Origin of the sequence: Providencia sp. PROV073 (assembly GCF_033688125.1) — a bacterium.
In the GTDB taxonomy this organism is placed as follows: Bacteria; Pseudomonadota; Gammaproteobacteria; order Enterobacterales; family Enterobacteriaceae; genus Providencia; species Providencia hangzhouensis.
This window is the reverse complement of sequence record NZ_CP096353.1, coordinates 2,815,734-2,840,232: the sequence shown is the minus strand read 5'-3', so window position 1 is coordinate 2,840,232 and position 24,499 is coordinate 2,815,734. Positions and strand designations below refer to the sequence as shown.

Below are 24,499 nucleotides of genomic sequence, written 5' to 3'. Positions count from 1 at the left end.
TAAGTTGTTTACCTTGTTAGTCCGAATTAACTTAATGTTCAATTAATATTAATTGTATTTAACAATGATATTATTTATATATAATCCATTAATCTGATTATTTTCTTTGTCATTATTTCCCATATCTAGTGCTATGTTTACTTTGGTTCTCATGCTTAGTGTTAAGCTAGCTTGCTGCTTACCGATAACTTCACTTGCTTTAAGAAGGCTAATTTAGTCAATAACAAAGTCTAAAGTCCAAATCTGCAATTTAATGACAAAATCACTTCTCAATAAAACAACCACTCCCTCTTGTATTACCAGTAAAATTCCCTAAAAATTGTGTTAAAACAATCGTTAACATTGCAATCATTCAAATTTTACCTATTTAGGATAAGGCAAATAAAGCCATATTTAGTGCCTTACTCTACGGATTGAATTCAAAACCAACACAGATAATGAATAACTTTTATAGAGCTTGAAGGGTGATTCAGGTTGTGAGTGATTTGTATACTGCCGAAGGTGTGATTAATAAAAATAGCCTATGGGAGCGTTATTACCCTCTAATACGCCATGAAGCCCTAAAACTGCAAGTTAGACTACCCGCTAGTGTTGACATTGACGACTTAATTCAAGCGGGGGGCATAGGCTTACTGCATGCATTGGAACGTTTCGATGTCACCCAAGGGGCATCGTTCGCTACCTATGCGGTGCAGCGTATTCGTGGCTCAATGCTAGATGAATTGCGTAGTCGTGACTGGGTGCCGCGTAGTGTGCGCCGCCAAGCACGAGAAATGACCAAAGCCATTGGTGCGCTGGAACAATCTTTAGGGCGAAGTGCGACTGAGTCGGAAATCGCCAAAGCGCTGGATATTGACCTTGCTGAGTATCGCCAAGCGCTACTAGACACCAATAATAGCCAACTGTTTTCCTATGATGAGTGGCATGAAATTCACGGGGAAAGCTGTGAGCCACAAATGGATGAAGATGACGGCGGTAACCCGTTGAGCTTGTTGCTGGACTCCAGCTTGCGTGACCAAATTGCGGCGGCGATTGAGCAGCTGCCTGAGCGCGAGAAAATGGTGCTGACGCTGTATTACCAAGAAGAGCTGAATTTGAAGGAGATTGGCGCGGTGTTGGAGGTGGGGGAGTCAAGGGTGAGTCAGCTGCATAGTCAGGCTATTAAGCGCCTCCGCGGCCGCCTCAGATAGATGCTCGTCATACTTCGCACCACAGCGTTGTTGGCTTCACTAGTTCACCCTAGTCACATACTGATGTATGCTCCTAGGGCTAAACTAGCTTGCCGCCTAGCTGTAGCACGAATTATTTAGAGCATACGCATAGGGGTATTTTAAAGCTCATTCAAATTTGTTTTTTCTACTATATTTCTACGCTTTTAACGATGTTACTTTCTATTATTCATCCAGCTCTGCCGATCTAACCAAAAAATTCTCTGTCGTGGTGTGCCATGCTCTTGGGGATTGTGTGAACCCCAGTTTTAAGTATTCGGTGAGGTTGCTGTCGGTGGAGAAAAATAAAATCTGGCAATCAGCGGGAAGCTCCTCGGCGACGAGGCGCATTAATTGGCGGTCGATACCGTGTTTTTGATAATGCATATCAACGGCCAGTTCGCAGATATAACAGCAAGAACTAAAATCCGTCACCGTGCGGACAAAACCGACCACCTGTTCCTCATCCCATGCACTAACCAATAAATCCGCGTTATTCAACATTGCATCTAATTGAGTGAGATTATCGGTTGGCACCATTTCTTTAAATGGTGACTGGCGAATTAATCGAATAAAATCCTCAATAGAGATAGCAAAATTGACTTTATAGTTCAGGCGATTGGCAAGAGCATCCATAGAGTTCCCCTATTAATCAAACGGCACTCTTATAGGTTTAGCCTGAAATAGCGTAAATTTCCTGTTTTTTGTGGAATTTTATCATGGCCTAGCTATTCCAATTACTGCGTAAATGTCCTAAGTTAAATTCAAGGTCGTTGTGATGTTTAACCCAATTGGGTAAATACCATAAGAATTCTATTCAACAGATAAGTGAACGAGATATGACTATGGAACTAAAGGATTATTACAGCATCATGGGTGTTAAGCGCACCGATGATTTAAAAACCATTAAGACCGCGTATCGCCGTTTAGCGCGAAAATATCACCCCGATGTCAGTAAAGAGCCAAATGCAGAAGCGCGATTTAAAGAAATTGCAGAGGCGTGGGCGGTACTCAGCGACAAAGAAAAACGCGCGGAATACGATGAAATGTGGGAGCACAGAAATGATCCCTATTTTAACCAAGCCAACCAAGGTCAACAAAGCCACACATATTCTCAGCAAGGGTTTGATGCGGGTGGTTTTGATGACATTTTTTCATCGATGTTTTCCCAACGTACACGTGGTGGCACAAGGCAAACACGCAGTCACCGCGGGCAGGACTTAGAAGTTGAACTGGCTGTTTTCCTTGAAGAAACCCAAGAACCACATAAACGTACCATTAGCTATAACTTACCCGTCTATAACGCTTTTGGTTTTATCGAAAATGAAGTTCCCAAAACACTTAATGTGACTATCCCGGCAGGGGTGATTGATGGGCAACGTATTCGCTTAAAAGGGCAAGGCACAGCGGGGGAAAATGGCGGTGAAAATGGCGATCTATGGATAACCATCCGCATTGCACCACATCCATTATTTGATATCAAAGGCCATGATTTAGAAGTGGTCGTGCCGCTTGCGCCATGGGAGGCAGCCCTCGGAACTAAAGTCACCATTCCAACATTAAAAGACCCGATTGTGATCACCGTTCCTGCTAATAGCCAAGCTGGCCAAAAATTACGCCTTAAAGGCAAAGGGCTGAAACATAAAGGCACAGCTGGGGATCTGTATGCGATTATAAAAATCGTGATGCCGAATAGCAGTAATGCAGAGTCGGATGCGCTATGGCAGAAGTTGGCTGAGAGCCATACGCACTTTGACCCGCGTAAAAATTGGGGAGGAAAATAATGGAACAGTTAACCACATTAACCGTTATTGATTTTTGCGTTCATACCGGTATTGCTGAAGATGAATTACAGGAAATTGTCGGCCTTGGGATAATTCAACCCATTGAAACTACTAATGAATGGTTGTTTGACGACCAAGCGGTAGTCATTGTGAGAAGAGCCGTGCGTCTTTATCATGAATTAGAAATTGACTGGCCGGGCATCGCAATGGCGATGAGCCTAATGGATCAAAATGAAATACTCCGACGCGAAAATGAGATGTTGCGTTTACAGTTAAAACGTTTTATTGGTTAGGTTTCTGATAATTTAATGACTATTGAGCTTTTTATATAGAGTCTGTTTCATTTTGGCCTTATGCATTGAATTAAAGTATAGGGCCAATTCATTCAATATCTATAAAAATTTAATTGTATTGTGAACGATATGAGAGGCTTTTATGTTAACTACTGATTGGCGACCTGAATGGGGGAATATTTATTCATGGGTTGCAATGGATAAAAACGGTTATTTAGCATTTATGCTGAATAATTGCTGGGGATGGTTACCCAAAGTGTATATCAACATACCTAATATTAGTGAGTTATATGTTGATTTAAGTGAGTTTATATATTGTGAATCGGCTAAATATGAAAATAGCATACAGAAAAATGGTGATTTTTCAGTTGATCTATTTTCCTATTGGAGATACAAGCATTATTCTCAAGAAACTGTTTTTACCAGTTATAAAAATCGCTTAGATGAAGGTAATAAACTGACAGATGCTTATCTTGCAACACAAAAGGGAATATTTGTATTTGAAGGCATTGAAGGCTATAACCAAGGGGAAGACTTTCCTGTGGGCTATGAGGGTGAAACAAAAATGGGAGATTATTTTCGCCATTTAGTGCCAACGATTTATGCGACAATATCAGATATACCTATCCCTCTAAGGCAATACATTGTCGTTTCTGATACTTTAGATTTTACTAAAGATAGAATATTAGATAATGACAAAATCAGCGAATATTTTACTCGAATGTATTCTATCTAAGCCATTAGTAAAACGCCCTTACCATCCAGTAAGGGCGCAATAACAACAACGAAACTTTTATTATAAATTAAATAGTTGCAGCTTCGGCAATGAGTTTGCCAAGCTCTTGCCAGTTTTCACTGTCAATTAATTCATTCGGTACCATCCATGAACCGCCGCACACTAATACAGACGGTAATGCGGTGTATTCTTTTATATTTTTCACACCAATACCGCCAGTTGGCATAAATTTAACCGGGTAAACGGCGCTGAGTGCTTTGAGCATGGCAACCCCGCCAGAGGCTTCGGCTGGGAAGAATTTCAATGTGGTGAGATTAAATTCAAGGGCTTGCTCCACTAAGCTTGGGTTATTCACCCCAGGAATAATAATCACGTTCTTTTGTTGGCAATAAGCCACAATTTTTGGGTTAAAACCCGGGCTGACGATAAAATCTACACCCGCTTCAATGGCTTGGTCAACTTGCTCTGTGGTTAATACCGTACCTGCAGCAATCAATAATTCAGGGTAGGCAGCACGCATATTTTTAATTGCTTGTACTGCGGCAGGGGTGCGGAAGGTGACCTCTGCACATGGCAGGCCATTTTCCACTAAAGCTTTTGCTAATGGCGCACCATGCTCTGCATTATTAATGGTGATAACAGGAACAACATTGAGTTTCTTAATTCTTTCAAGTAATTGATTCATGGTTAAAGCCTCTTAACATGTTTCTAAAGCAGTGGTTGGCATAGCTTCGGATGGAATAATCGCTCCCCGGTGTTGGATGACGGTTCCAGCCAGTAAATGACCTGTTTTTGCCGCTTCGCATGGGTTGCCACCTAAAATACGGCAAGCAAGGTAGCCGGCACTGAAAGAATCCCCTGCTGCAGTGGTATCAACCACGTGGTTGATTTTATTCGCAGGGACTTCAATACGTTCGTTATCGATAATCACAAAGCAGGCACCAGCACCGCGCTTGATCACTATTTCGTTCACATCATATTGTTGGGTACGTGTAATTGCATCAGTTTCATCAATATCACCGTAGAGCAGTTGTTCGTCATCAAAGGTCAGAAAAGCGATATCGGTTAGGCTTAAAATTTGCTGATAAGCCTGTTGTGCAGCTTGTTTGGAAGACCAAAGTGCGGGGCGATAGTTATTATCAAACACAATTTGGGCACCATGCTGTTTAGCTTGCTGTAACATTTCAAATAACAACTGGCGTGAAGCGCTAGGTAAAATGGCTAGGCTGATGCCACTTAAATAGATAAATTGTTGCGAATTTAGGATTTGCTGTGTGTGGGCTTTGCTGTTGTGGTCAAGACAAACGGCATCAAGCCAAAATTTTGCCGCGGCATTATCTCGCCAATAGAAAAAGCGGCGTTCGCCATCAGCAGAAGTTTCGATTAAATACATCCCAGGCAAATGTTTGTCCGAAATAAAGACCTCTTCAGTATTGATGCCTTCTTGTTGCCAACTGCTTAGCATTTGCTGGCTGAATGGATCCTGACCTAAACCGGTGATGTAACGGGTTGTCACACCGTGATCTTTAGTTAAACGAGACAGGTATAGCGCGGTATTGAGTGTATCCCCACCAAATGTTTGCCTATAAAGTTCACCCGATTTTTGCAACTCAACCATGCATTCGCCAATAACGGCAACTTGCGGATGTGTATTCATTTTCACCACCTGCGCGATTACGACTTAGTAAACTATTGCTACTTAATGATGCTATTAAAACCCATTTTAAATAGAACTTCAATAAAAATGAAACGCCGTTTTAAAAATATCAAATCGACGTTCTTGTTTTTATCATGATAGCCACTTATGCTATTAGTTAGGGTGTAATGTCGATATCAATTTATAGGATGATGGAAAAATAATGGATAAAACGACTCAAACGGATGCTGTTTCAGCAGTGGTTAAGGTATTTAGCATTCTTAGCGCCCTTGGTGAGCAAAAAGAGATTGGTGTGTCTGAGCTTTCACAGCGTTTATTGATGTCAAAAGCCACGACATTTCGTTTTCTGCAAACGATGAAACAGTTAGGATATGTGGAGCAAGAAGGTGAAGCAGATAAGTACTCACTAACCTTAAAACTCTTCGAATTAGGGGCAAAATCCCTCGAGTATGTTGACCTGATAGAAATTGCAGATAAAGAAATGCGCCGTATTGGCCAATTAACCCATGAAGCGGTGCATTTGGGTGCATTAGATGAAGATGCCATTATTTATATCCATAAAATCGACTCGAGTTATAATTTACGCATGTATTCACGGGTTGGGCGTCGTAACCCATTGTATTGCACCGCAATCGGTAAGATTTTACTCGCTTGGCAAGATGAAGAATCCATTCGTTTGGCATTGAAAGATGAAACTTTTAGTCAAAAAACGGCAACAACAATTTTAACGATAGAAGACCTGCTGACGGAATTAGCCACAGTTCGTGAATGCCATTATGCACAAGACAGAGAAGAGCAAGAGTTAGGCCTGCGCTGTATTGCTGTACCAGTGTATGACCGCTTAGGTCATGTGGTTGCAGGGCTATCGATTTCGTTCCCAACGATTCGTTTTGATGAGCAGCGTATTGATGACTATGTCCAATTACTGAAAACGGCGGGGCGTAATATTTCAGAGAAAATGGGCTATCACCAATATCCATCATAGGGTTGATATAATAAGACTAAGCCAATTTCAATGATGTATCAATCAATTGATTTAATAACATATGTAAATTATTTATTTGAATATTAAGGATTTTATAAATTTCACTTATTATTATTCAACACCATGTGTTTCTGCTGACATATAATATTTACTTATGGATACAGCAGGAAATTGATATGTTTAAAAAGGTTATTATTGCTATTTTTCTTTGTTTTACTTCTTATGGCTTTGCCAGCGACTTTACATTTAAAGAAAAGTCACCCGCTGATCGCGAGTTTAATCAAGACTACCAAGGAATTAAAAAATTACAGACACAACAAAAGTTTGTCTTTGATCCCAAAAAGAAACTTCCACAAGAAGAACAAAGTTATCAAGCTTTGTTAGAGCAGCGAAATGCAGATGAAAATGCGTTTTCAAAACATTTTAATGTGTGTGATGTTAACCCGACGGGAGCAGGGTGCCCTAATTCAATGGCTTGGATGAATGATCGCCAGCAAATGAAAAAAATGTTAGAGCAAGCGGGCCGCCCTTATTGATAAGTTGTTCATTTGTTGACTCTAAGGGAGCATCGCTCCCTTAGAGGTCAAATTATACAGATTCAGGGAATGTTAAGGTTGCACCGGGAGCTTCACGGCTTAAATGAATGAAATTCATATGTTTTTCATATTGGTCTAGAATATCGCTAATCACTTGTTCTTTGGTGTAATCCATTAAATCATTCCCTTGTGAGCCTTCCCATAAGAAGGTTTCTAAGCGGTAATAATGGGATTTCCCTGAACGTGCGCGATAGGTAAAACCGGGAACGGAATAGCGCTGTGGCCACACTTGGTAAATAAAGCTTTGTTCTTCACCAAGGTCAACAGTTAGCTCTAAATGGTCTAAGCGCTCATCAGCAATGGGTGGCAAGGTGTTAAATTCCACTTTCGCTCCCCTTAAACTGAGCTCTTTTGCCACTTCTTGCATAGCAGGAATGCACACCAAATCAAGCATCCGCTGGGTATAAGTCGTTCCCGGGAAATTCATCACTCGTCCCAAACGCTGTTTCCAATTGAGTGTTCCATTGCCATACAGCGGTGCAGGCGCATTGGTATTTAGCGAACTAACGCGTCTAAAGTCCTCAACTTTTAATGATTTATATAGCCCTGCCATAATAAAGAAGATCACAAAACTAAATGGTAAGCCCATGATCACCGTTGTATTTTGTAAAGCAGCGACGCCATCTGTCATTAACATCCCTAAGGTGAGTAAACCAATTGCGACAGACCAAAAAATTCGCAACCAATTAGGAGCATCGTTGTTAATATCACTGAGTTTTGAGGTGAAATTACCTAATACTAATGAGCCGGAGTCAGCAGAGGTGACATAGAACAACAGCCCAGTAATGGTTGCAACAGAAGCGGTTAGGCCAAAGCCAGGGTAAAGCTCAAGTAGTGAATAGAAGCCTTTTTCGGGGGCGTCGAGGACGGTTTTGGCAAGTTCGCTATTGCCGTGAATGATTTCATACAATGCACTATTACCAAAAATAGATAACCACAATAGTGTGAAAACAAACGGAATAATTAAAGTACCGATCACAAACTGTCTAATGGTCCGACCACGAGAAATACGAGCGAGGAATAACCCAACAAATGGCGACCATGCTACCCACCACGCCCAGAAAAACAGCGTCCAGCTATTCATCCAATCCGTTGGGCGGTCAAAGGCAAAGCTATTGAGGGTCATACCCATAAAGCGGTTGATATAATCCCCCACATTCAGTACTAAGGCATTGAGTAAGAACTCGGTATCGCCGACAAATAAGATAAATAAAATCAAGCCAAATGCCAAAAGCACATTGAGCTCGGATAACACCCGAATACCTTTATTTACCCCAGATGTGGCAGAAATCACGGCCATAATCACTGATAGCAGAATTAACCCACTTTGCACGGGGAGCCCTTGAGGTAAGTCGAATAATACTTTGAGGCCATAATTCAGCTGAACAACCCCGATCCCAAGAGTTGTTGCAATACCGAAAATCGTCCCAAGTACTGCCGCAATATCTACTGTATGGCCAATTGGGCCGTCAATCCGTTTACCAAAAATAGGATAGAGTGCGGAGCGAATGGTTAGCGGTAAGTTATAACGATAACTGAAGTAACCCAGTGCAATCCCCATTAAGGCATACATAGACCAGCCCGTTAGGCCATAGTGGAACAGTGTCCACACCATCGCCTGACGAGCTGCTTCTAAGGTTTCGCCTTCGCCCGTTGGCGGCAGCATATATTGGGTGACCGGCTCAGCGACGGAGAAAAACATTAAATCGATACCAATTCCTGCCGCGAATAGCATCGCAGACCAGCTGAGCACGCTAAATTCAGGTTTAGATTGTTCAGGGCCGAGTTTGATATTACCAAAGCGTGAGGTAGCAACGAAAATGACAAAAACAATATAAAGCGTTGCTGCTAGCAGGTAATACCAACCAAAGGTTTTAGATACCCACCCAAGCGCGGTAACGATCCACTGATTTGCTGTTTCAGTCATCAAGATGGTGAAAAAAGAAAACGCCAGGATAAGACCGGCGGAAGTAAAAAAAACCACAGAATTCAATTTATCCTTCTGCTTATTTTTTGGGCTATTTTGAGTTGTCATTGGACATTCCACATTTTTATTTATTTAACAGGTTAAAATTACTTTCTAAGCTAATATATTGATTTATCAGCCAAGATTTGGTTTTTGTTATCTTCTCTCTTATGTTAATTGTGAATGAATTGTTGTAAACAATAGTTAATATTAATTGAACATTCAATCAAAAAAACGTTTAATAAAAGGGATCAATGTATTTTTTAGGTTCAAATACCATGCCGAAGATAGGAATGCAGTCGATACGTAAACAACAGTTAATTCAAGCCACATTGGCTGTGATTAATGAAGTTGGAATGCAGGAAGCCAGTTTTGTGTTAATTGCCCGTAAAGCCGGGGTTTCTACAGGGATCATCAGCCATTATTTTCGTGATAAAAATGGCTTGCTTGAAGCCACTATGCGCCATATTCAATACCAGTTGGGTTTTGCGGTGGCAATACGTTTACGCATGTTAACAGGGGCGGAGGCAAAACTACGAATTCAGGCGATTGTTGAAGGCAACTTCGATCCAACGCAAACCAGTGAGGCCGCGATGAAAACGTGGCTAGCCTTTTGGGCTAGCAGTATGCATCAACCGAATTTAAACCGCTTACAACAGGTTAATGACCGGCGTTTGTATTCAAACTTAAGCTATGAGTTTGGGCGGGTATTAAACAAGGCAGATGCGCGGATGGCAGCGAAGGGGCTGGCTGCTTTAATTGATGGCCTATGGCTACGTAGTGCTTTGAGTAATGAACAATTTCCTGTTAAGGATGCACTCAAAATCACTAACGAATACATCGATATGCAACTACAACGTGCTGAGGTTTTAGGAACCTAATAACCAATTCAGAGGAGATAATATGCAACATCCACCGATACATAAGCTTTATATTCATGGTGGTTATGTCGACAGTTCACAACCTGAATGCGGGCGATTTCCTGCAATCAACCCTGCCAATGGGGAAACTATCGCGGATCTGCAATCTGCGACCCTTGAAGATATCCAATGGGCGGTAGAAAGCGCCAAACAAGGCCAGAAAGTCTGGGCGGCAATGACTGCGATGGAACGCTCACGTATTTTACGCCGTGCAGTGGATATTTTACGGGAACGTAACGACGAATTGGCTTACCTCGAAACCCTTGATACGGGCAAACCGCTTTCTGAAACTCGTTATGTGGATATCGTTACAGGGGCGGATGTTCTTGAATACTATGCAGGTTTAATTCCGATGCTGGAGGGGCAGCAAATCCCTTTGCGTGATAGCTCGTTTGCTTATACTCGTCGTGAACCTCTGGGAGTCGTGGCAGGCATTGGGGCATGGAATTATCCTATCCAAATTGCGTTATGGAAATCAGCTCCTGCACTAGCAGCAGGTAATGCTATGGTGTTCAAACCCAGTGAAGTTACTTCGTTAACAGCGTTAAAGTTGGCTGAAATATACACTGAAGCGGGTGTGCCAGCAGGGGTATTTAACGTAGTGACAGGCCAAGGCGGTGAAGTGGGGCAATGGTTAACAGAGCACCCTGATATTGCCAAAGTTTCATTCACAGGGGGGATCGCAACCGGTAAAAAAGTGATGGCGAATGCATCAGCTTCTTCTTTAAAAGAGGTGACGATGGAACTAGGCGGTAAATCGCCTCTAATTATTTTTGATGATGCAGACTTAGATAAAGCCGCGGATATTGCCATGATGGCGAATTTTTATAGTTCAGGCCAAGTGTGTACCAATGGAACACGGGTTTTTGTGCCTGAATCGCTTAAATCACAGTTTGAGGACAAGATCACTGAACGTGTGGCTCGCATTAAAATAGGTTCACCCGTTGACGAAAACACCAACTTTGGGCCATTAGTCAGTTTTGCTCATATGGAAAACGTGTTGCGTTATATTGAGTTAGGCAAACAACAAGGCGCGAGGTTATTGTGCGGTGGTGAACGCTTAATGGATGGCGATTTTGCACAGGGAGCTTATGTTGCACCAACCGTATTCACCGATTGCCACGATGAAATGCAAATCACACAGGAAGAAATTTTTGGCCCTGTTATGAGTATTTTGAGTTATCAATCGGAAGACGAAGTGATTGCTCGTGCGAACAATAGTGTGTACGGGTTAGCAGCAGGATTGGTGACACAAGATTTAACACGTGCACACCGTGTTATTCATCAATTAGAGGCTGGGATTTGTTGGATTAATACATGGGGTGAATCACCAGCACAAATGCCTGTGGGCGGATATAAGCATTCCGGCGTTGGCCGCGAAAATGGCGTTATGACACTGCAAAATTATACACAAGTGAAATCCATTCAAGTGGAACTGGGGGAATTTGCATCCGTTTTTTAATCACATCATTTTAATTTGACTGAAACAGAGGAGATAACAATGGTCTATGACTATATTATTATCGGTGCTGGTTCAGCCGGTAACGTTCTTGCTACCCGCCTGACAGAAGATCCTGATGTTACTGTGCTGCTCCTTGAAGCAGGAGGACCGGATTACCGGTTCGACTTTCGCACACAAATGCCAGCGGCATTAGCGTACCCATTACAAGGGCGACGTTATAATTGGGCTTATGAAACTGACCCTGAACCGCATATGAACCACCGCCGTATGGAGTGTGGTCGTGGAAAGGGGCTTGGTGGCTCATCATTAATTAATGGGATGTGTTACATCCGAGGGAATGCTCTAGACTTTGATGGTTGGGCGGAAGCGCCTGGGTTAGAAGACTGGCGTTACCTTGATTGTTTACCTTATTTTAGAAAAGCGGAAACACGTGATATTGGCCCAAATGATTATCACGGCGGAGATGGCCCCGTCAGTGTGACAACACCGAAAAATGGCAATAATGTGCTATTTCATGCGATGGTGGAAGCAGGCGTACAAGCAGGGTACCCGCAAACAGATGATTTAAATGGGGTTCAACAAGAGGGTTTTGGCCCAATGGACCGTACAGTTACACCGCAAGGGCGACGAGCAAGTACAGCAAGAGGGTATTTAGACCAAGCGAAAAAGCGTAATAACCTGACTATTCTTACCCATGCCACGACAGATACCATTGAGTTTGAAGGGAAAAAAGCGGTTGGTGTTAAATATTATCAAGGTAATAGCACTACACCTACGGTAGTGAAGGCGAGTAAAGAGGTGCTTTTATGTGCAGGTGCGATCGCCTCACCGCAAATTTTGCAGCGTTCTGGAGTTGGGCCTGAGGATGTTTTGGCTGAGTTCAATATTCCAGCTGTGCACGTTTTACCTGGTGTTGGGCAAAACTTGCAAGATCACCTTGAAATGTATTTGCAATATGAATGCAAACAACCAGTTTCATTATATCCAGCCTTAAAATGGATAAACCAACCTAAAATAGGCGCTGAGTGGCTATTTAAAGGGACTGGAGTTGGCGCAAGTAATCAATTTGAAGCAGGTGGGTTTATCCGCACTAGCGAAAAATTCGCATGGCCAAATATTCAATTCCACTTTTTGCCTGTGGCGATTAACTATAATGGTAGTAATGCAGTCAATCAGCATGGTTTTCAAGCCCATGTAGGCTCAATGCGATCGCCTAGTCGAGGGCGTGTTCGCTTGAAATCCCTAGACCCAAAGCAACATCCAAGTATTTTGTTTAATTACATGTCATCGGAGCAAGATTGGGAAGAGTTTCGTGCCGCCATTCGTATTACTCGTGAAATTATGGCTCAGCCAGCACTTGACCCATATCGTGGGGATGAAATAAGCCCTGGCAAACAGATTAGCACTGATGAAGAGCTAGATGCATTTGTGCGCGAGAGAGCAGAAACCGCTTTTCATCCGTGTGGAACCTGTAAAATGGGTTACGATGATATGGCAGTCGTGGATGGTGCAGGGCGAGTTCACGGTATTGAAAATCTACGGGTTATCGATGCATCGATTATGCCGTTGATCATTACAGGGAATTTAAATGCAACGACCATCATGATTGCAGAGAAAATTGCCGATAAAATTCGAAACCGTCCTTCGTTACCCACAAGCAATGCAGATTATTATGTAGCAGGTGATAGGCAAGTGAGAAACCCGCCATTACGAGACTAGCTTATTCAGGCTATTTTTTATACACAAAGCGATTGATATTAATATCAGTCGCTTTTTTCTTTAAGGAGAATGCCGATAATAATAATAGCTGTCTAACCATGTAATGCCAAAGGGGCGAATAAATCGGACTTTTAGCAGGTTGAAGGAATATACGCTAGTCAATTTTAGACAAAAAAAACCTCCAAATATTAAGGAGGGAAAATAAATATAAAGCGAGCTTATTTATATAGCACTAATTTACGGTAAACCATAGCCGACCAGTTGAATTAATTTATACAAAAATGATATTAGCTCACAATTTATAACGCTATAGTTATTAAATTCAGATTAATACCTATTATTTGACAGAGTTAATCAGCCATTGCAGATAATTGTCTTCAACTTGGCTTGGGTCTAAGCGAATGAGTTCTGGGGTTTCATATGGGTGTATTTCTTTTATTGCATTAAATAGATTAAGTTGGTTTCCTTGGGTCGTTTTGATCAAGAGTAAAACCTCCTTATCTTGCGTGATATTACCATGCCATAGATAAACAGATGTTATTTCAGGCAGTAGGGAAACACATGCTGCTAAGCGATTAGCGAGTAAGTGTTGGGTAATTTTAATTGCACTTTCATGGCTATTGGTTGTACATAATACAATACATGGTTGTTGAGAATTTGTGATGTAAATGTTATCAGTGGGCATTTCGTTTCCTTATTAGTCATATTTTGATAAGTTTGATTACTCACATTTAGATTAGAGATAAAAATGGTATTGAGAACAGAGCATAATCACTATAAGTGTTTTTTTAAATTATCAGATAAGATAATAACTAATGTTAATTAAGCAGAGGTATTAATTTAATAGTAATATGCGTGTTTTTTAATCAATGTTGTCATTGTTATAATTTTTTATATATTCAATATAATTTTGAATATTTCTTGGTTTTATTTTATTAATTCGATTCAGCAATCATAAATTGAGGATGAACTATAAAAAAAATTGAAATTTTAGTATATTACTAACCAAATTTGATTATGTGACAAATGTGATTGTGTGCTGTTAACCTAGTAACAGAGCAAATAATAATCCCAGTTTTATTCTTACTCTTATTAATGTAAGTGTAGGCTTATCTTTTTGTGCAAGAAATATGGAACGATTGATATCTGAAATAATATATTACACATCGTTACAAACTGGCTTAAAATTTATCATAAAAGAATTCACGTACTGATAAATATCAAGGTTTTTGAGCTATATATTGTTAATCTAAAGATAAAATTAGAATATATAACTGAAATTACTCTGTATTTCCATCTTTATACGTGTATGGATAACCTTATGAATAAACTAACACCTTTAAAACCTGTACCAACTCTAATCGCAGTTGCAATAACATTAATTATTTGGTTCTTAATTCCTGTTCCCGAAGGTGTTAATCCAAATGCGTGGCATCTTTTAGCATTATTTGTAGGTACTATCGCTGCTATTATTGGTAAAGCTTTACCAATAGGAGGTGTATCTATTGTCGCTATTTCATTAGTTGCAGTAACCGGGGTCACTAACCCTGAATCAACTAAAGGGGCAATTGCGGATGCTTTAAGTGGCTTTTCTAATGATCTAATTTGGCTAATTGGTATTTCTATCATGGTTTCCATGAGCTTGAATAAAACAGGCCTGGGGGCAAGGATAGGTTATTATGTCATTTCTTTATTCGGTAAAAAAACATTGGGTATTGCTTATTCATTGGCAATAGCAGAAACAATATTGGCACCTGTGACACCAAGTAACACTGCTCGAGGTGGGGGAATTATTCACCCAATTATGCGTTCGATCTCGGATAGTTTTGGGTCAAAGGCTGAAGATGGAACCGCAGGTAAGATAGGGCGTTATTTATCGCTCGTTAACTACAATATTAACCCAATCACTTCTGCAATGTTTATTACGGCGACAGCGCCAAACCCATTAATTGTCAGTTTGATTATTAGTGAAACAAGCCAAGAAAATGAATTAACTTGGGGTATGTGGGCGATTGCGGCGTTTGTTCCTGCCATCGTGTCATTAATATTAATGCCTTTGGTGATCTATTTGATGTATAAGCCGGAAATTACTTCAACACCGGATGCGCCAAATTTTGCCAAAGAACGTTTACAACAATTAGGCCCAGTTTCATTACCTGAAAAAATAACTCTCGGTGTTTTTGGGTTATTACTTTTGTTGTGGGCTGGTGTTCCTGCCATGATTTTTGGGCCTGCATATAGTGTTAATGCAACCACCGCGGCGTTTATTGGGTTGAGTGTTCTATTAGCGACAGGGGTTATTAATTGGGATGATGTTCTGAAAAACAAAGGGGCATGGGATACTGTCGTTTGGTTCTCTGCCTTAGTCATGATGGCGAGTTTTTTAGGTAAGCTCGGTCTCATAAAGTGGATGTCATTAACCGTCGGTGCAACTATTGATGGATTAGGCATTAGCTGGGTATGGGGAATGCTAATTCTTGTTTTAATTTATGTGTATTCTCACTATTTCTTTGCGAGTACAACCGCGCATATTACGGCGATGTATGCAGCATTTTTCTCGGCAGGTTTAGCCCTTGGCGCTCCACCAATGTTATTAGCTTTAACATTAGCATTCTCATCGTCACTAATGATGTCATTGACACACTATGGTACGGGTACTGCACCTATTATTTTTGGTTCGGGTTATGCAACCCTTGCGGAATGGTGGAAAACAGGTTTCGTGATGAGCGTAGTTAACTTAGCCATTTGGTTCTTTATTGGTAGCGTTTGGTGGAAATTCTTAGGTTACTGGTAATTAGTTGAATTAGCTATTTTAGCTATATCAAAGAAAGTTAATAGAAATCGGGCGATAGGCTCGATTTCTTCTTTTTAAAAGCTCATCCTACAAATAAGTGGCTATTGTGATAACAAGACCACTAATGATAGAAATTAGCATCACTTTTCCCCAACTGAAGACTGACGATGATTTTAAAGCGTGCTGCCATAACAAACTTATTTCATCGGCATGTGCATATTTTCTCTTATTGATCGCAGTCTTAATTTTTTTGATTTTATCATTATCTATCAGTAATGTTTTTTGAATAACCATGATATAACCTTTCATCAAGTTGTGCATTGTTTGTCTACCCTTGATTATCTCAGGCTATGTAAGAAGATAAATTGATGAGATTCTATGCAAACTTCCCCATTTATCGCGTTTAAAATCAGACTTAGTCTAGTTAATAAGAAAAAAGCAGCCAAGAAGTAAAATTATCTTTATTAAGAGGAAATGGCTCTTAATTTAAGGTCATATTTATCGTTCTTTGGCGAGATATTTTTTATTTAGGGAAGTCGGAGAGAAAGGCCATAAATGTGATTGGTTTACATACAAAAGCCAGTATGATGTATCTGCGAGTCAGTTAATTTATCCAGAGGAACACATGTATTCACAAAGAAAGGCAGAATTTTTCTTGGTGCTTACCACGATAATCGCGGCTTGGGGGTGGGTATTTTCCCGAGAATCAGTGCAGGGAATGCCTATTTTTGCCTTTCTTGGTAGCCGTTTTTTATTTGCAGCCATCATTTTAGCCCCTTTTTGTCGAGGGAAAAAAAATAGAATAACGGCGAAGCAATTACCAAAAATATTAATGACAGGCGGTTGGATGTCATTAAATATGGTGCTCTGGATCCACGCAGTTGCGATAACAGATTCAATTGGTGAAGGGGCTTTTATCATGAGCCTTGCTATGTTGTTTGTCCCGCTAGTCGCATGGGTTATTTTAAAAAATAAACCTGTACGTTATTTCTGGGAGGCACTTCCGGTCGCTGTATTAGGGTTGGCATGTTTAACACTATTTAAGGCACAGCTTGAATTTAAAGCAAGCCAACTGTGGTTTCTTGGTGCGGCAATTGTCCAAGCTATCTATTTTTGTTATACCAGTTTATATACTCGAACAATCCCTCTTTTGCCGTTAACGACCATTCAGCTTGCTTGTACAGGAATGACTGGGTTAGTTTTGTCATTTTTTTTAGAAGAGTGGCCAAGTAGCATCACCGTACCTACCATGATGTGGTTTATTGCTAGTGTTGTAATAGCAACGAGTTTACGCTTTGTATTGCAACTTATTGGTCAAAAAAATACTACTGCCGGCAATGCTGCAATTATTATGATCCTTGAACCTGTTATGACCGTATTTGTAGCGGCTATTTGGTACAATGAAAGAATGCCTTTTGTCCAAATTGTTGGTTGTGTGCTAATTTTATCGGCACTATTCTATTACCGATGGCGTTGTTCTAATTCATTACCAAGGTAAAATACACATAATAAACAATGGGCCAATACAGATTTTTTATAAGAAAACAGCTATGATTAATATGCATAGTCAGTGATAGGGATATTAATCTTAATAAGAACCTCTTATTTAGCACATTAAGATTAATGGTATTGAAAACATAAACGATATATCCAAAATAGCGTGAACTAGGAATAATAGCGGTTTAATATTATCACCTTAGTTAAAGCTGAATAGGAAACGGGCATAAAATGAAAAAATTAGCATTAATATTAGGTATGGCAGGAGCAATGGTTGTGTTGTCTGCATGTTCTGATGAAAAATCAGAAATTGCTGAATACAAAGACAACTTTGTTAATACTTGTGTCGTTGCATCTGGTAATCCTCAAGGTGAAACAGCAAAAGCAGTTACCGCAATTTGTGGTTGTGCCTACGATAAAACAATTGAAAAATATGGTTTAGCTGAGTTTAAACGTATGGATGCGGAATTAGAAAAATCAGGTACCGCAGAGCCTGAATTCCAAAAAACCATGATTGAATTCGTTCAACAGTGCTCGACTAACGCACGTTAATTATTTATTACTCGCAGCTATTGATTATCAAGCAACAATAGCTGCGAATTTATTATTTTTACTTAAATAAGTGTTTGAATTGGTGTGGGGCGCTGCGTAGATATTGCGGTGCAACGTCTATTTGTTCATTCAATTCACTTGCTGCTCGCCAAGGCCAGCGTGGTTCAAATAATATACCTCTACCGATTGCCACAAAATCTGCTTGGTGAGTTGCCACAATGGCTTCTGCTTGCAAAGGTTCAGTGATAAGACCGACAGCAATGACAGGCATCATAGTATTCTCATGAATAGCTTGTGCTAAAGGGACTTGGTAATTTGGGCTCAATGGTATCTGTTGTTCAGTTGATAACCCGCCAGATGAGACGTGGATATAGTCACAACCTAAATCTTCTAATAATTCTGTTAGCTCAATTGATTCAGGTACGCTCCAACCCGATTCAAGCCAATCTGTTGCGGAGATCCGTACACCAATTGCAACATTAGGGCTAATGGCTTCTCTCATCTCATGGAAAATATTAATCAGTAAGCGAGTACGATTCTTAAAGCATCCACCATATTCATCTTGTCGTAAGTTTGAAACTGGCGATAGGAATTCATGCAGTATATATCCATGAGCAGCATGGATCTCAATAACGTCAAAACCTGCTTTTTCTGCCCGAATTGCTGCCTCAATAAATTGCTGTTTGAGCTGCGAAATTTCTTCAATAGTTAATGCATGTGGAATTGCATTATTACCAAAAGCCAGTGCTGATGGTGCTACAGTCTGCCAGCCATTAGGTTGTGTGGACTGAATACTATTACCTCCTAACCAAGGTAAATCTGTTGATGCTTTCCTACCAGCGTGAGCGATTTGTACTCCTAAGCGTGCATCTGAATATTGCCGGATATCGCTGAGCATTTGTTGCATTGCTGTCATTTGCTCTTCATTCCATAAGCCTAGGTCTTTGTAGGTAATACGACCTTCGGGAACAACAGCACTGGCTTCTACAATAACTAAAGAGGCACCTGATAAAGCAAGGTTCATGTAGTGGGCTTTATGCCATGCTGTTGGCATACCATTTTCTGCAGAATATTGGCACATTGGGGGAACAATAATACGATTTTTCAGCGAAACTTGGCCTATTGATGCAGGTGAAAAAAGGTGGCTCATTGGAACTTTCCTTATTAGCAAACTTAAATTATTTTAATATTATACCCAGCTAGCTAAAATTTTTTTGTGAGATGGTGTGGTATTAAAGGGGAAAATTTGTTTTACAGCGAATTGTTGAAGGAAAATCAAGTAAATTTTTGCAGATTTGATCAAAACCATAAAAAGTATATTTCCCTAGCAATATGATGCAAAAAGAGGGAAAAAATATAAAAAAATGAGATAAAAAATAAAATATAATAATAACTATTATTTTTTGATTGTTATAATTCTGTAACTTATAAATAAAATTAATAATCACCAATATAAAATGGCGTTAATATCTGCTTATGGTTTTAATGGTTCTAATAGTGAATAAAACTATTTTTTTATTTTAAATGATAATTTAAATAAGCGTTAATGTATTGTTTGTGAGGCAAAAATATAAAATATTCCTTGCGGTTATATTAAATGGTTTATATAAGAAACAAGCTTATTAAGCTGATACTAGCTAATCCTAAGCTTTGTGTTCACCTGAAAAATATAATTCTAAGAAGGAAATTGATGTGCTGACAATTATTGGTATTTTAATCATTATATCGATAGTAACATTATTGATGATGGGAAAAGTTAGCCCAATTATCGCAATGTCTTGTATCCCCTTTATTGGTGCTTTATTTGCCGGTTATTCTGTTGCTGAAATTTCAGTATTCTTTGAAAGCGGCATTAATAAAGTCTCAAAAGTCGCAGCTATGTTTTTATTTGCGATTTTATTCTTTAGCTTAATGAAAGATCTGCATATTTTTGACCCGTTGATCCGTTTAATGGTTAAAATGACTCGTGGGAATATTATTGTTGTTTGTATTATGACAACGTTAATTGCGGGTATTGTCCATCTCGATGGGTCAGGCGCTGCGACATTCTTAATTATTATTCCTGCATTGTTACCTTTATACCGTCAACTTGGTATGAGCCCCTATTTAATGTTGCTACTGATGTGCGCCAGTATGGGTGTCATGAATATGGTACCTTGGGGCGGGCCATTAGGCCGAGCTTCAGCTGTAACCGGAATTGATGCTTCGACCCTTTGGCAACATTTGATCCCAGTACAACTAATTGGTATGGGTGGCGCAGTGGTATTTGCTATTCTGATGGGGTTACGTGAGAAACGACGTATTGCAGCGGCCAGTTTGAAAGGAACTACGCCATATGAAATGGATTCTTTGTTACCTGTCAGTGACGACACTGCAGATATAACAGAAACGGTTCAAAAACCTAAAAAACCACTCATCAATGGTGGGTTAATTGTTGCCTCCGTTGTGTGTTTAGCATTTGGTTTATTATCTGCACCTTATGTTTTTATGATTGCACTTTCCATTGCCTTGATGGTGAATTTCCCTAATCCTAGAGACCAAATGAAAATTTTGGCCGCCCATGCACCACAAGCGTTGGGAATGGTTGCTATTATATTAGCGGCGGGAGCATTTTTGGGTATTTTATCGGAAGGTGGCATGCTTGAGTCAATCGCAACAGACTTAACGGCTATCTTACCTACCGAATGGGTTTCTAAAGTCCATATTTTTGTCGGTATTTTAGGTGTGCCGATGGATATTTTTACCAGTACCGATGCTTACTATTTTGCCTTACTACCAATAATTCAACAAATTGCCGCCACAGTTGGTGTTGACCCATCTTCCGTTGTTTACGCCATGGCGATAGGTAACAACGCGGGGACCTTCGTGAGTCCTTTTTCTCCAGCGGCGTGGCTAGCTATGGGGTTGGCTGGAATTGATATGGGCCGCCACTTACGTTATTCGTTTGGTTGGATTTGGTTGTTTAGTTTCTTTTTATTAGCGACTGGGGCGTTAATCGGCTTGTATTAATTTGCTCATTGGCTTTAACGCCACAGCGTTGTTGGCTTCAAAAGTAAACCCTAGTCACATACTTGTGTATGCTCCTATGGATTTACTTTTTTGCCGCCTAGCTGTGACATGAAATCCTTAGAGCAAATGGTCTATTCAGTTCAGAAGGGAAAATTATTGTCATCCTACACGCCATAGCGTTGTTGGCTTCAAAAGTAAACCCTAGTCACATACTTGCGTATGCGCCTAGGGATTTTCTTTTTATAGCCTAGCTGTGACATAAAATATTTAGAACAAATGGTTTTTATTTTGCGAGCTGGATTATTTTCTTTTATCAATTATTGGGTTTATCAGATAGTTACTATGTCGTAAAGCGAAGGGCTATGACATGATTTATTGGTTAATGATATCAATAAGGTTTGTTATGCGTAGGCCGCTTTCTTCTTATCATCCTATTCTCTATTGGCTGCGTGTCACCCAAAAACGTTTAGCTCGACGATTGCATTGGGCATTTTCCGCCAAATATTATGCGAAATTAAAATCCAATGAACGTCTTGAGTATCGCTACAACAAGCACACATCTAAGCTGATCCGTAAATTAGGTGAGTCAGACCTACGTTTACAATACAACAAAGTGACAAACTTACGTATTGCTGCAGAAGCGATGAATGGAGTCATCATCTACCCAGGGGAATACTTCTCATTTTGTCGGCTCGTTGGAAAACCAACTGCGCGCAGAGGTTTTCTTGAAGGTATGGAACTTTCGTTTGGTGAGGCTCGTTCAGGGATTGGCGGGGGAATTTGTCAACTGAGTAATTTAATTCATTGGATGGTATTGCATTCTCCATTACAAGTGGTTGAGCGTGCTAATCATAGTTTTGACCCATTTCCAGATGAAGGGCGGGTATTGCCTTTTGGTTCTGGGGCGGCAATTTTTTATAATTATATCGATTTGGTTTTTTATAATCCGACACAAAGTGCTTTTCAGTTGGTATTTAATATTGCAGAACATCAACTCGAAGGGGAGTTATTGAGCTGCACTTCTCGTGAACACAAATACCATATTTATGAGAAAAACCATAAATTTACCCGAGAGAATGAAGTTATATACCGTCATAATGAAATTTGGCAAAAAGTGACAACCAAAGGACAAGAACCTATCACTCTGCAGGATAATTGTTTGTATCGTAATAAAGTGGTAGTGAAATATTCCCTAGATGAAAATTGTATAACAGTTGAATAGTTGCGTTAGTAATGAGATTAGGAATAAATTGATAGCCTTTTTCTTGACAATTAGACTAAAATTCAACTGTTTTCCTTCAATTTCGCTAATTTTAACTATTAGCCAAGCAAAAATGAGGCCGTTACTCGGAATAGATATGTAATACCTACTCTTGATTTCTCAACAATTAAAGACGCAAATCTAACAAAAGATTTGTGGTTATTTCTATTTCTTTAGAGAAAGCATGATGAATATGCAATCAAGAAAGTATGGCAGAACGTATCACTATCCGTTCTCCCCTGGTACGACTAGTGATGATCGCATCAATAGCGATTGGTGGTCGCACATCCAAAATATAAACAAACTGGTTCACACAGAAAAACTGGATGGTGAAAATAATTGCTTAAACCGCCATGGAGTTTTTGCACGCTCTCATGGTGCCCCAACCCAATCGGCATGGAGCCAGCAAATTCGCCAACGTTGGCAGCTGATTAAAGATGATTTAGGGGATATCGAACTCTTCGGCGAAAACCTTTATGCAATACATTCCATTGAATATCAACATATTGAAGATTATTTCTATGTGTTTGCTGTTAGGCAAGGGGAGTATTGGCTTAGTTGGGAAGAGGTGCAATTTTATGCGGCTTTATTTGATTTTCCAACTGTCCCACAATTAGATTTATCACTCAGTAAACAGATGGATAAGCAAGAGTATGCAAGTTCATTAATTACTGCGGCATCATTAGATAGTCAATTTATTGCGCGTGATACACATACAGGGAAAGCCTGTAGCATGGAAGGGATTGTGAGCCGTGATAGCCAAGGGTTTCATGTGGATGATTTTATGGCGCATGTTTTTAAATATGTGCGTAAAAACCATGTCAAAACAGATATCCACTGGAAACGGCATTGGCAGAGAGCCAAGCTGGCCTTTGAATTACAAGGAGAACAACCATGAGTTGGCAATTAACCCAATGTCGTGATTGGGCGCAGCTTGAAAAACAGTTCGATTTTGTGCGTGATATGCAATATGTGCTGCAAGACCGTTTGCACCATGCGGAAGGTAATGTGGCCATTCACACTCAAATGGTGTTAGCGGCTTTGGAAGATTTACCTGAATATCAACAGCTTCCAGAACTTAAACAACAAATCGTTTGGGCGGCAGCGTTGCTGCATGATGTTGAAAAACGTAGTACGACAAAAGAAGATGAAGAGGGGCGGATTCATTCGCCTGGACATGCTAAAAAAGGTGAGTTATCTGTACGAAATATATTATTTCGACAAATAGAAACACCTTTTGCTATTCGTGAACAGATTGCGGCTTTAGTTCGATTTCATGGTCTACCGCTTTGGTTAATGGAAAAGCCAGATCCTGAACGTACATTATTTGCGGCATCATTGCGCGTTGAAATGCCTTTATTGTGCATGTTAGCGAAAGCTGATGCGATAGGGCGTACATGTGAAGATAAAGCGGAATTATTAGTTAGAATCGAGCTATTTGAATTATTTTGTCGTGAGCAGGGCTGTTGGGACAAACCTAAATCATTCGCTTCACCAGCTGGGCGCTTCCATTATTTTCATCATCAAAAGGGCACTACGGATTACCAACCTTTTGAAGAGATAGGGAGCGAAGTGATTATGCTATGTGGTTTGCCGGGAATGGGAAAAGACCATTTTAGCAAACAGTTTTACCCACAAACGGCAGTCGTGTGTTTAGATGATATTCGCCGAGAACATAAAATCAACCCTGCCGATAAAAATGCACAAGGGTGGGTGGCTCAGCAAGCTAAAGAGCAAGCAAAACGATTGTTACGCACTAAAACACATTTTATTTGGAATGCAACATCATTAAGTGCCTCTTTACGGGGAACCATGGTCAGCTTATTTGAACGTTATCAAGCCAAAATCCATTTAGTTTACTTGGAAGTGCCATTTAAACAGTGGCGGCAACAAAATCAACAACGTAAGTATGCAGTGCCGGAGCAAGTTATGGAAAAAATGGCAGGGAAGTTGGAGTTGCCAACGCCAGATGAGGCACATCAAGTTTCCTATTATATTGATGGCAATTTTGAACCGTTATTTGCAGAAAAATAAAATTAATCACCTGCCTCTAGATAAGA

At 40.1% G+C, this 24,499-nt stretch carries 23 protein-coding genes; 16 read left to right on the top strand and 7 right to left on the bottom strand.

The window, feature by feature from the left end; all coding sequences use genetic code 11:
- The first annotated feature begins 476 nt into the window (after window positions 1-476).
- Window positions 477-1,190 carry an RNA polymerase sigma factor FliA gene (locus tag M1F17_RS12920; RefSeq protein ID WP_144141324.1) on the top strand — a complete coding sequence of 238 codons (714 nt, stop codon included), beginning with the start codon at window positions 477-479 and terminating at the stop codon, window positions 1,188-1,190.
- Between the two features lie 204 nt (window positions 1,191-1,394).
- Here the strand turns inward: M1F17_RS12920 and M1F17_RS12915 are convergent, their stop codons facing one another.
- Window positions 1,395-1,844: a GNAT family N-acetyltransferase gene (locus M1F17_RS12915; RefSeq protein WP_144141322.1), complete on the bottom strand. Its 450-nt coding sequence runs from the start codon at window positions 1,842-1,844 to the stop codon at window positions 1,395-1,397.
- Between the two features lie 209 nt (window positions 1,845-2,053).
- Between M1F17_RS12915 and cbpA the strand changes: the two genes are divergently transcribed.
- The 3 genes from cbpA to M1F17_RS12900 all read left to right on the top strand — a co-directional run bounded on the left by cbpA (window position 2,054) and on the right by M1F17_RS12900 (window position 4,021).
- A complete protein-coding gene (gene cbpA / locus M1F17_RS12910; protein ID WP_036957843.1) occupies window positions 2,054-2,992 on the top strand; it encodes a curved DNA-binding protein in 939 nt (312 codons plus the stop codon).
- Window positions 2,992-3,285, top strand: coding sequence for a chaperone modulator CbpM (locus M1F17_RS12905; RefSeq protein WP_004255543.1), 294 nt, complete (start codon window positions 2,992-2,994; stop codon window positions 3,283-3,285). Before cbpA ends, M1F17_RS12905 begins: the two co-directional genes overlap by 1 nt.
- Window positions 3,286-3,427: 142 nt before the next feature.
- Entirely contained in the window at window positions 3,428-4,021 is a 594-nt protein-coding gene (locus M1F17_RS12900) for a hypothetical protein (RefSeq protein WP_094961197.1), read from the top strand.
- Between the two features lie 67 nt (window positions 4,022-4,088).
- On the opposite strand, the gene M1F17_RS12895 is transcribed toward M1F17_RS12900, so the two are convergent.
- Together M1F17_RS12895 and M1F17_RS12890 are read right to left on the bottom strand one after the other, a co-directional pair.
- Window positions 4,089-4,706: a bifunctional 4-hydroxy-2-oxoglutarate aldolase/2-dehydro-3-deoxy-phosphogluconate aldolase gene (locus M1F17_RS12895; protein ID WP_096865095.1), complete on the bottom strand. Its 618-nt coding sequence runs from the start codon at window positions 4,704-4,706 to the stop codon at window positions 4,089-4,091.
- 12 nt (window positions 4,707-4,718) lie between these two features.
- Window positions 4,719-5,678: a sugar kinase gene (locus tag M1F17_RS12890; protein ID WP_140170689.1), complete on the bottom strand. Its 960-nt coding sequence runs from the start codon at window positions 5,676-5,678 to the stop codon at window positions 4,719-4,721.
- 202 nt (window positions 5,679-5,880) lie between these two features.
- Here M1F17_RS12890 and kdgR point away from each other — a divergent pair, with 202 nt between their 5' ends.
- On the top strand, window positions 5,881-6,663 hold the full coding sequence (gene kdgR, locus M1F17_RS12885) for a DNA-binding transcriptional regulator KdgR (protein WP_153673520.1): 783 nt from the start codon (window positions 5,881-5,883) through the stop codon (window positions 6,661-6,663).
- Between the two features lie 176 nt (window positions 6,664-6,839).
- Window positions 6,840-7,199, top strand: coding sequence for a hypothetical protein (locus tag M1F17_RS12880; RefSeq protein ID WP_164455762.1), 360 nt, complete (start codon window positions 6,840-6,842; stop codon window positions 7,197-7,199).
- A gap of 52 nt (window positions 7,200-7,251) precedes the next feature.
- On the opposite strand, the gene M1F17_RS12875 is transcribed toward M1F17_RS12880, so the two are convergent.
- Entirely contained in the window at window positions 7,252-9,294 is a 2,043-nt protein-coding gene (locus M1F17_RS12875; protein WP_196725444.1) for a choline transporter, read from the bottom strand.
- A gap of 209 nt (window positions 9,295-9,503) precedes the next feature.
- On the opposite strand from M1F17_RS12875, the gene betI reads away from it, so the two are divergent.
- From betI to betA, 3 genes are read left to right on the top strand one after another with little or no spacing between them, the layout of a single operon-like run.
- The gene (betI, locus tag M1F17_RS12870) at window positions 9,504-10,106 is read left to right on the top strand and encodes a transcriptional regulator BetI (protein WP_112308222.1); all 603 of its coding nucleotides are present in this window, start codon (window positions 9,504-9,506) and stop codon (window positions 10,104-10,106) included.
- Window positions 10,107-10,128: 22 nt separating this feature from the next.
- Window positions 10,129-11,607 carry a betaine-aldehyde dehydrogenase gene (gene betB, locus M1F17_RS12865; RefSeq protein ID WP_164565350.1) on the top strand — a complete coding sequence of 493 codons (1,479 nt, stop codon included), beginning with the start codon at window positions 10,129-10,131 and terminating at the stop codon, window positions 11,605-11,607.
- A gap of 39 nt (window positions 11,608-11,646) precedes the next feature.
- Entirely contained in the window at window positions 11,647-13,326 is a 1,680-nt protein-coding gene (gene betA / locus M1F17_RS12860) for a choline dehydrogenase (RefSeq protein WP_096865099.1), read from the top strand.
- A 337-nt stretch (window positions 13,327-13,663) separates the two neighbouring features.
- On the opposite strand, the gene cutA is transcribed toward betA, so the two are convergent.
- Entirely contained in the window at window positions 13,664-14,011 is a 348-nt protein-coding gene (gene cutA, locus M1F17_RS12855) for a divalent-cation tolerance protein CutA (protein ID WP_094961204.1), read from the bottom strand.
- A 636-nt stretch (window positions 14,012-14,647) separates the two neighbouring features.
- On the opposite strand from cutA, the gene M1F17_RS12850 reads away from it, so the two are divergent.
- Window positions 14,648-16,120: an anion permease gene (locus M1F17_RS12850; protein ID WP_036957836.1), complete on the top strand. Its 1,473-nt coding sequence runs from the start codon at window positions 14,648-14,650 to the stop codon at window positions 16,118-16,120.
- A gap of 87 nt (window positions 16,121-16,207) precedes the next feature.
- Here M1F17_RS12850 and M1F17_RS12845 read toward each other — a convergent pair whose 3' ends face one another.
- The gene (locus tag M1F17_RS12845; RefSeq protein ID WP_226617192.1) at window positions 16,208-16,414 is read right to left on the bottom strand and encodes a 3-oxoacyl-ACP synthase; all 207 of its coding nucleotides are present in this window, start codon (window positions 16,412-16,414) and stop codon (window positions 16,208-16,210) included.
- Between the two features lie 331 nt (window positions 16,415-16,745).
- Between M1F17_RS12845 and M1F17_RS12840 the strand changes: the two genes are divergently transcribed.
- The gene (locus tag M1F17_RS12840; protein WP_036957835.1) at window positions 16,746-17,618 is read left to right on the top strand and encodes a DMT family transporter; all 873 of its coding nucleotides are present in this window, start codon (window positions 16,746-16,748) and stop codon (window positions 17,616-17,618) included.
- A gap of 230 nt (window positions 17,619-17,848) precedes the next feature.
- Window positions 17,849-18,169, top strand: coding sequence for a hypothetical protein (locus M1F17_RS12835; protein WP_004255491.1), 321 nt, complete (start codon window positions 17,849-17,851; stop codon window positions 18,167-18,169).
- 58 nt (window positions 18,170-18,227) lie between these two features.
- Here M1F17_RS12835 and M1F17_RS12830 read toward each other — a convergent pair whose 3' ends face one another.
- Window positions 18,228-19,319, bottom strand: a complete 1,092-nt coding sequence (locus M1F17_RS12830) for an NADH:flavin oxidoreductase/NADH oxidase (RefSeq protein WP_004255488.1) — start codon at window positions 19,317-19,319, stop codon at window positions 18,228-18,230.
- Between the two features lie 542 nt (window positions 19,320-19,861).
- Here M1F17_RS12830 and M1F17_RS12825 point away from each other — a divergent pair.
- From M1F17_RS12825 to M1F17_RS12810, 4 genes are all read left to right on the top strand, one after another.
- Window positions 19,862-21,178 (top strand): CitMHS family transporter, encoded by a 1,317-nt coding sequence (locus tag M1F17_RS12825; RefSeq protein WP_036957833.1) that lies wholly within the window; start codon window positions 19,862-19,864, stop codon window positions 21,176-21,178.
- Between the two features lie 367 nt (window positions 21,179-21,545).
- Window positions 21,546-22,400, top strand: coding sequence for a VanW family protein (locus M1F17_RS12820; protein WP_226617194.1), 855 nt, complete (start codon window positions 21,546-21,548; stop codon window positions 22,398-22,400).
- 226 nt (window positions 22,401-22,626) lie between these two features.
- On the top strand, window positions 22,627-23,337 hold the full coding sequence (locus M1F17_RS12815) for an RNA ligase family protein (RefSeq protein WP_094961205.1): 711 nt from the start codon (window positions 22,627-22,629) through the stop codon (window positions 23,335-23,337).
- Window positions 23,334-24,473: an AAA family ATPase gene (locus M1F17_RS12810; protein ID WP_318837004.1), complete on the top strand. Its 1,140-nt coding sequence runs from the start codon at window positions 23,334-23,336 to the stop codon at window positions 24,471-24,473. Before M1F17_RS12815 ends, M1F17_RS12810 begins: the two co-directional genes overlap by 4 nt.
- The last annotated feature ends 26 nt before the right edge of the window (window positions 24,474-24,499 follow it).

What these genes read in the sequence shown, in the direction of transcription:
- M1F17_RS12880 (WP_164455762.1), top strand. Translation starts at nt 6,840, where the DNA reads ATGTTTAAAAAGGTTATTATTGCTATTTTTCTTTGTTTTACTTCTTAT.
- M1F17_RS12875 (WP_196725444.1), bottom strand. Translation starts at nt 9,294, where the DNA reads ATGACAACTCAAAATAGCCCAAAAAATAAGCAGAAGGATAAATTGAAT.
- M1F17_RS12810 (WP_318837004.1), top strand. Translation starts at nt 23,334, where the DNA reads ATGAGTTGGCAATTAACCCAATGTCGTGATTGGGCGCAGCTTGAAAAA.
- M1F17_RS12915 (WP_144141322.1), bottom strand. Translation starts at nt 1,844, where the DNA reads ATGGATGCTCTTGCCAATCGCCTGAACTATAAAGTCAATTTTGCTATC.
- M1F17_RS12850 (WP_036957836.1), top strand. Translation starts at nt 14,648, where the DNA reads ATGAATAAACTAACACCTTTAAAACCTGTACCAACTCTAATCGCAGTT.
- M1F17_RS12840 (WP_036957835.1), top strand. Translation starts at nt 16,746, where the DNA reads ATGTATTCACAAAGAAAGGCAGAATTTTTCTTGGTGCTTACCACGATA.
- cutA (WP_094961204.1), bottom strand. Translation starts at nt 14,011, where the DNA reads ATGCCCACTGATAACATTTACATCACAAATTCTCAACAACCATGTATT.
- M1F17_RS12830 (WP_004255488.1), bottom strand. Translation starts at nt 19,319, where the DNA reads ATGAGCCACCTTTTTTCACCTGCATCAATAGGCCAAGTTTCGCTGAAA.
- M1F17_RS12905 (WP_004255543.1), top strand. Translation starts at nt 2,992, where the DNA reads ATGGAACAGTTAACCACATTAACCGTTATTGATTTTTGCGTTCATACC.
- M1F17_RS12835 (WP_004255491.1), top strand. Translation starts at nt 17,849, where the DNA reads ATGAAAAAATTAGCATTAATATTAGGTATGGCAGGAGCAATGGTTGTG.
- M1F17_RS12845 (WP_226617192.1), bottom strand. Translation starts at nt 16,414, where the DNA reads ATGGTTATTCAAAAAACATTACTGATAGATAATGATAAAATCAAAAAA.
- M1F17_RS12890 (WP_140170689.1), bottom strand. Translation starts at nt 5,678, where the DNA reads ATGAATACACATCCGCAAGTTGCCGTTATTGGCGAATGCATGGTTGAG.
- betB (WP_164565350.1), top strand. Translation starts at nt 10,129, where the DNA reads ATGCAACATCCACCGATACATAAGCTTTATATTCATGGTGGTTATGTC.
- M1F17_RS12820 (WP_226617194.1), top strand. Translation starts at nt 21,546, where the DNA reads ATGATTTATTGGTTAATGATATCAATAAGGTTTGTTATGCGTAGGCCG.
- betI (WP_112308222.1), top strand. Translation starts at nt 9,504, where the DNA reads ATGCCGAAGATAGGAATGCAGTCGATACGTAAACAACAGTTAATTCAA.
- M1F17_RS12895 (WP_096865095.1), bottom strand. Translation starts at nt 4,706, where the DNA reads ATGAATCAATTACTTGAAAGAATTAAGAAACTCAATGTTGTTCCTGTT.
- M1F17_RS12815 (WP_094961205.1), top strand. Translation starts at nt 22,627, where the DNA reads ATGAATATGCAATCAAGAAAGTATGGCAGAACGTATCACTATCCGTTC.
- betA (WP_096865099.1), top strand. Translation starts at nt 11,647, where the DNA reads ATGGTCTATGACTATATTATTATCGGTGCTGGTTCAGCCGGTAACGTT.
- kdgR (WP_153673520.1), top strand. Translation starts at nt 5,881, where the DNA reads ATGGATAAAACGACTCAAACGGATGCTGTTTCAGCAGTGGTTAAGGTA.
- M1F17_RS12900 (WP_094961197.1), top strand. Translation starts at nt 3,428, where the DNA reads ATGTTAACTACTGATTGGCGACCTGAATGGGGGAATATTTATTCATGG.
- cbpA (WP_036957843.1), top strand. Translation starts at nt 2,054, where the DNA reads ATGGAACTAAAGGATTATTACAGCATCATGGGTGTTAAGCGCACCGAT.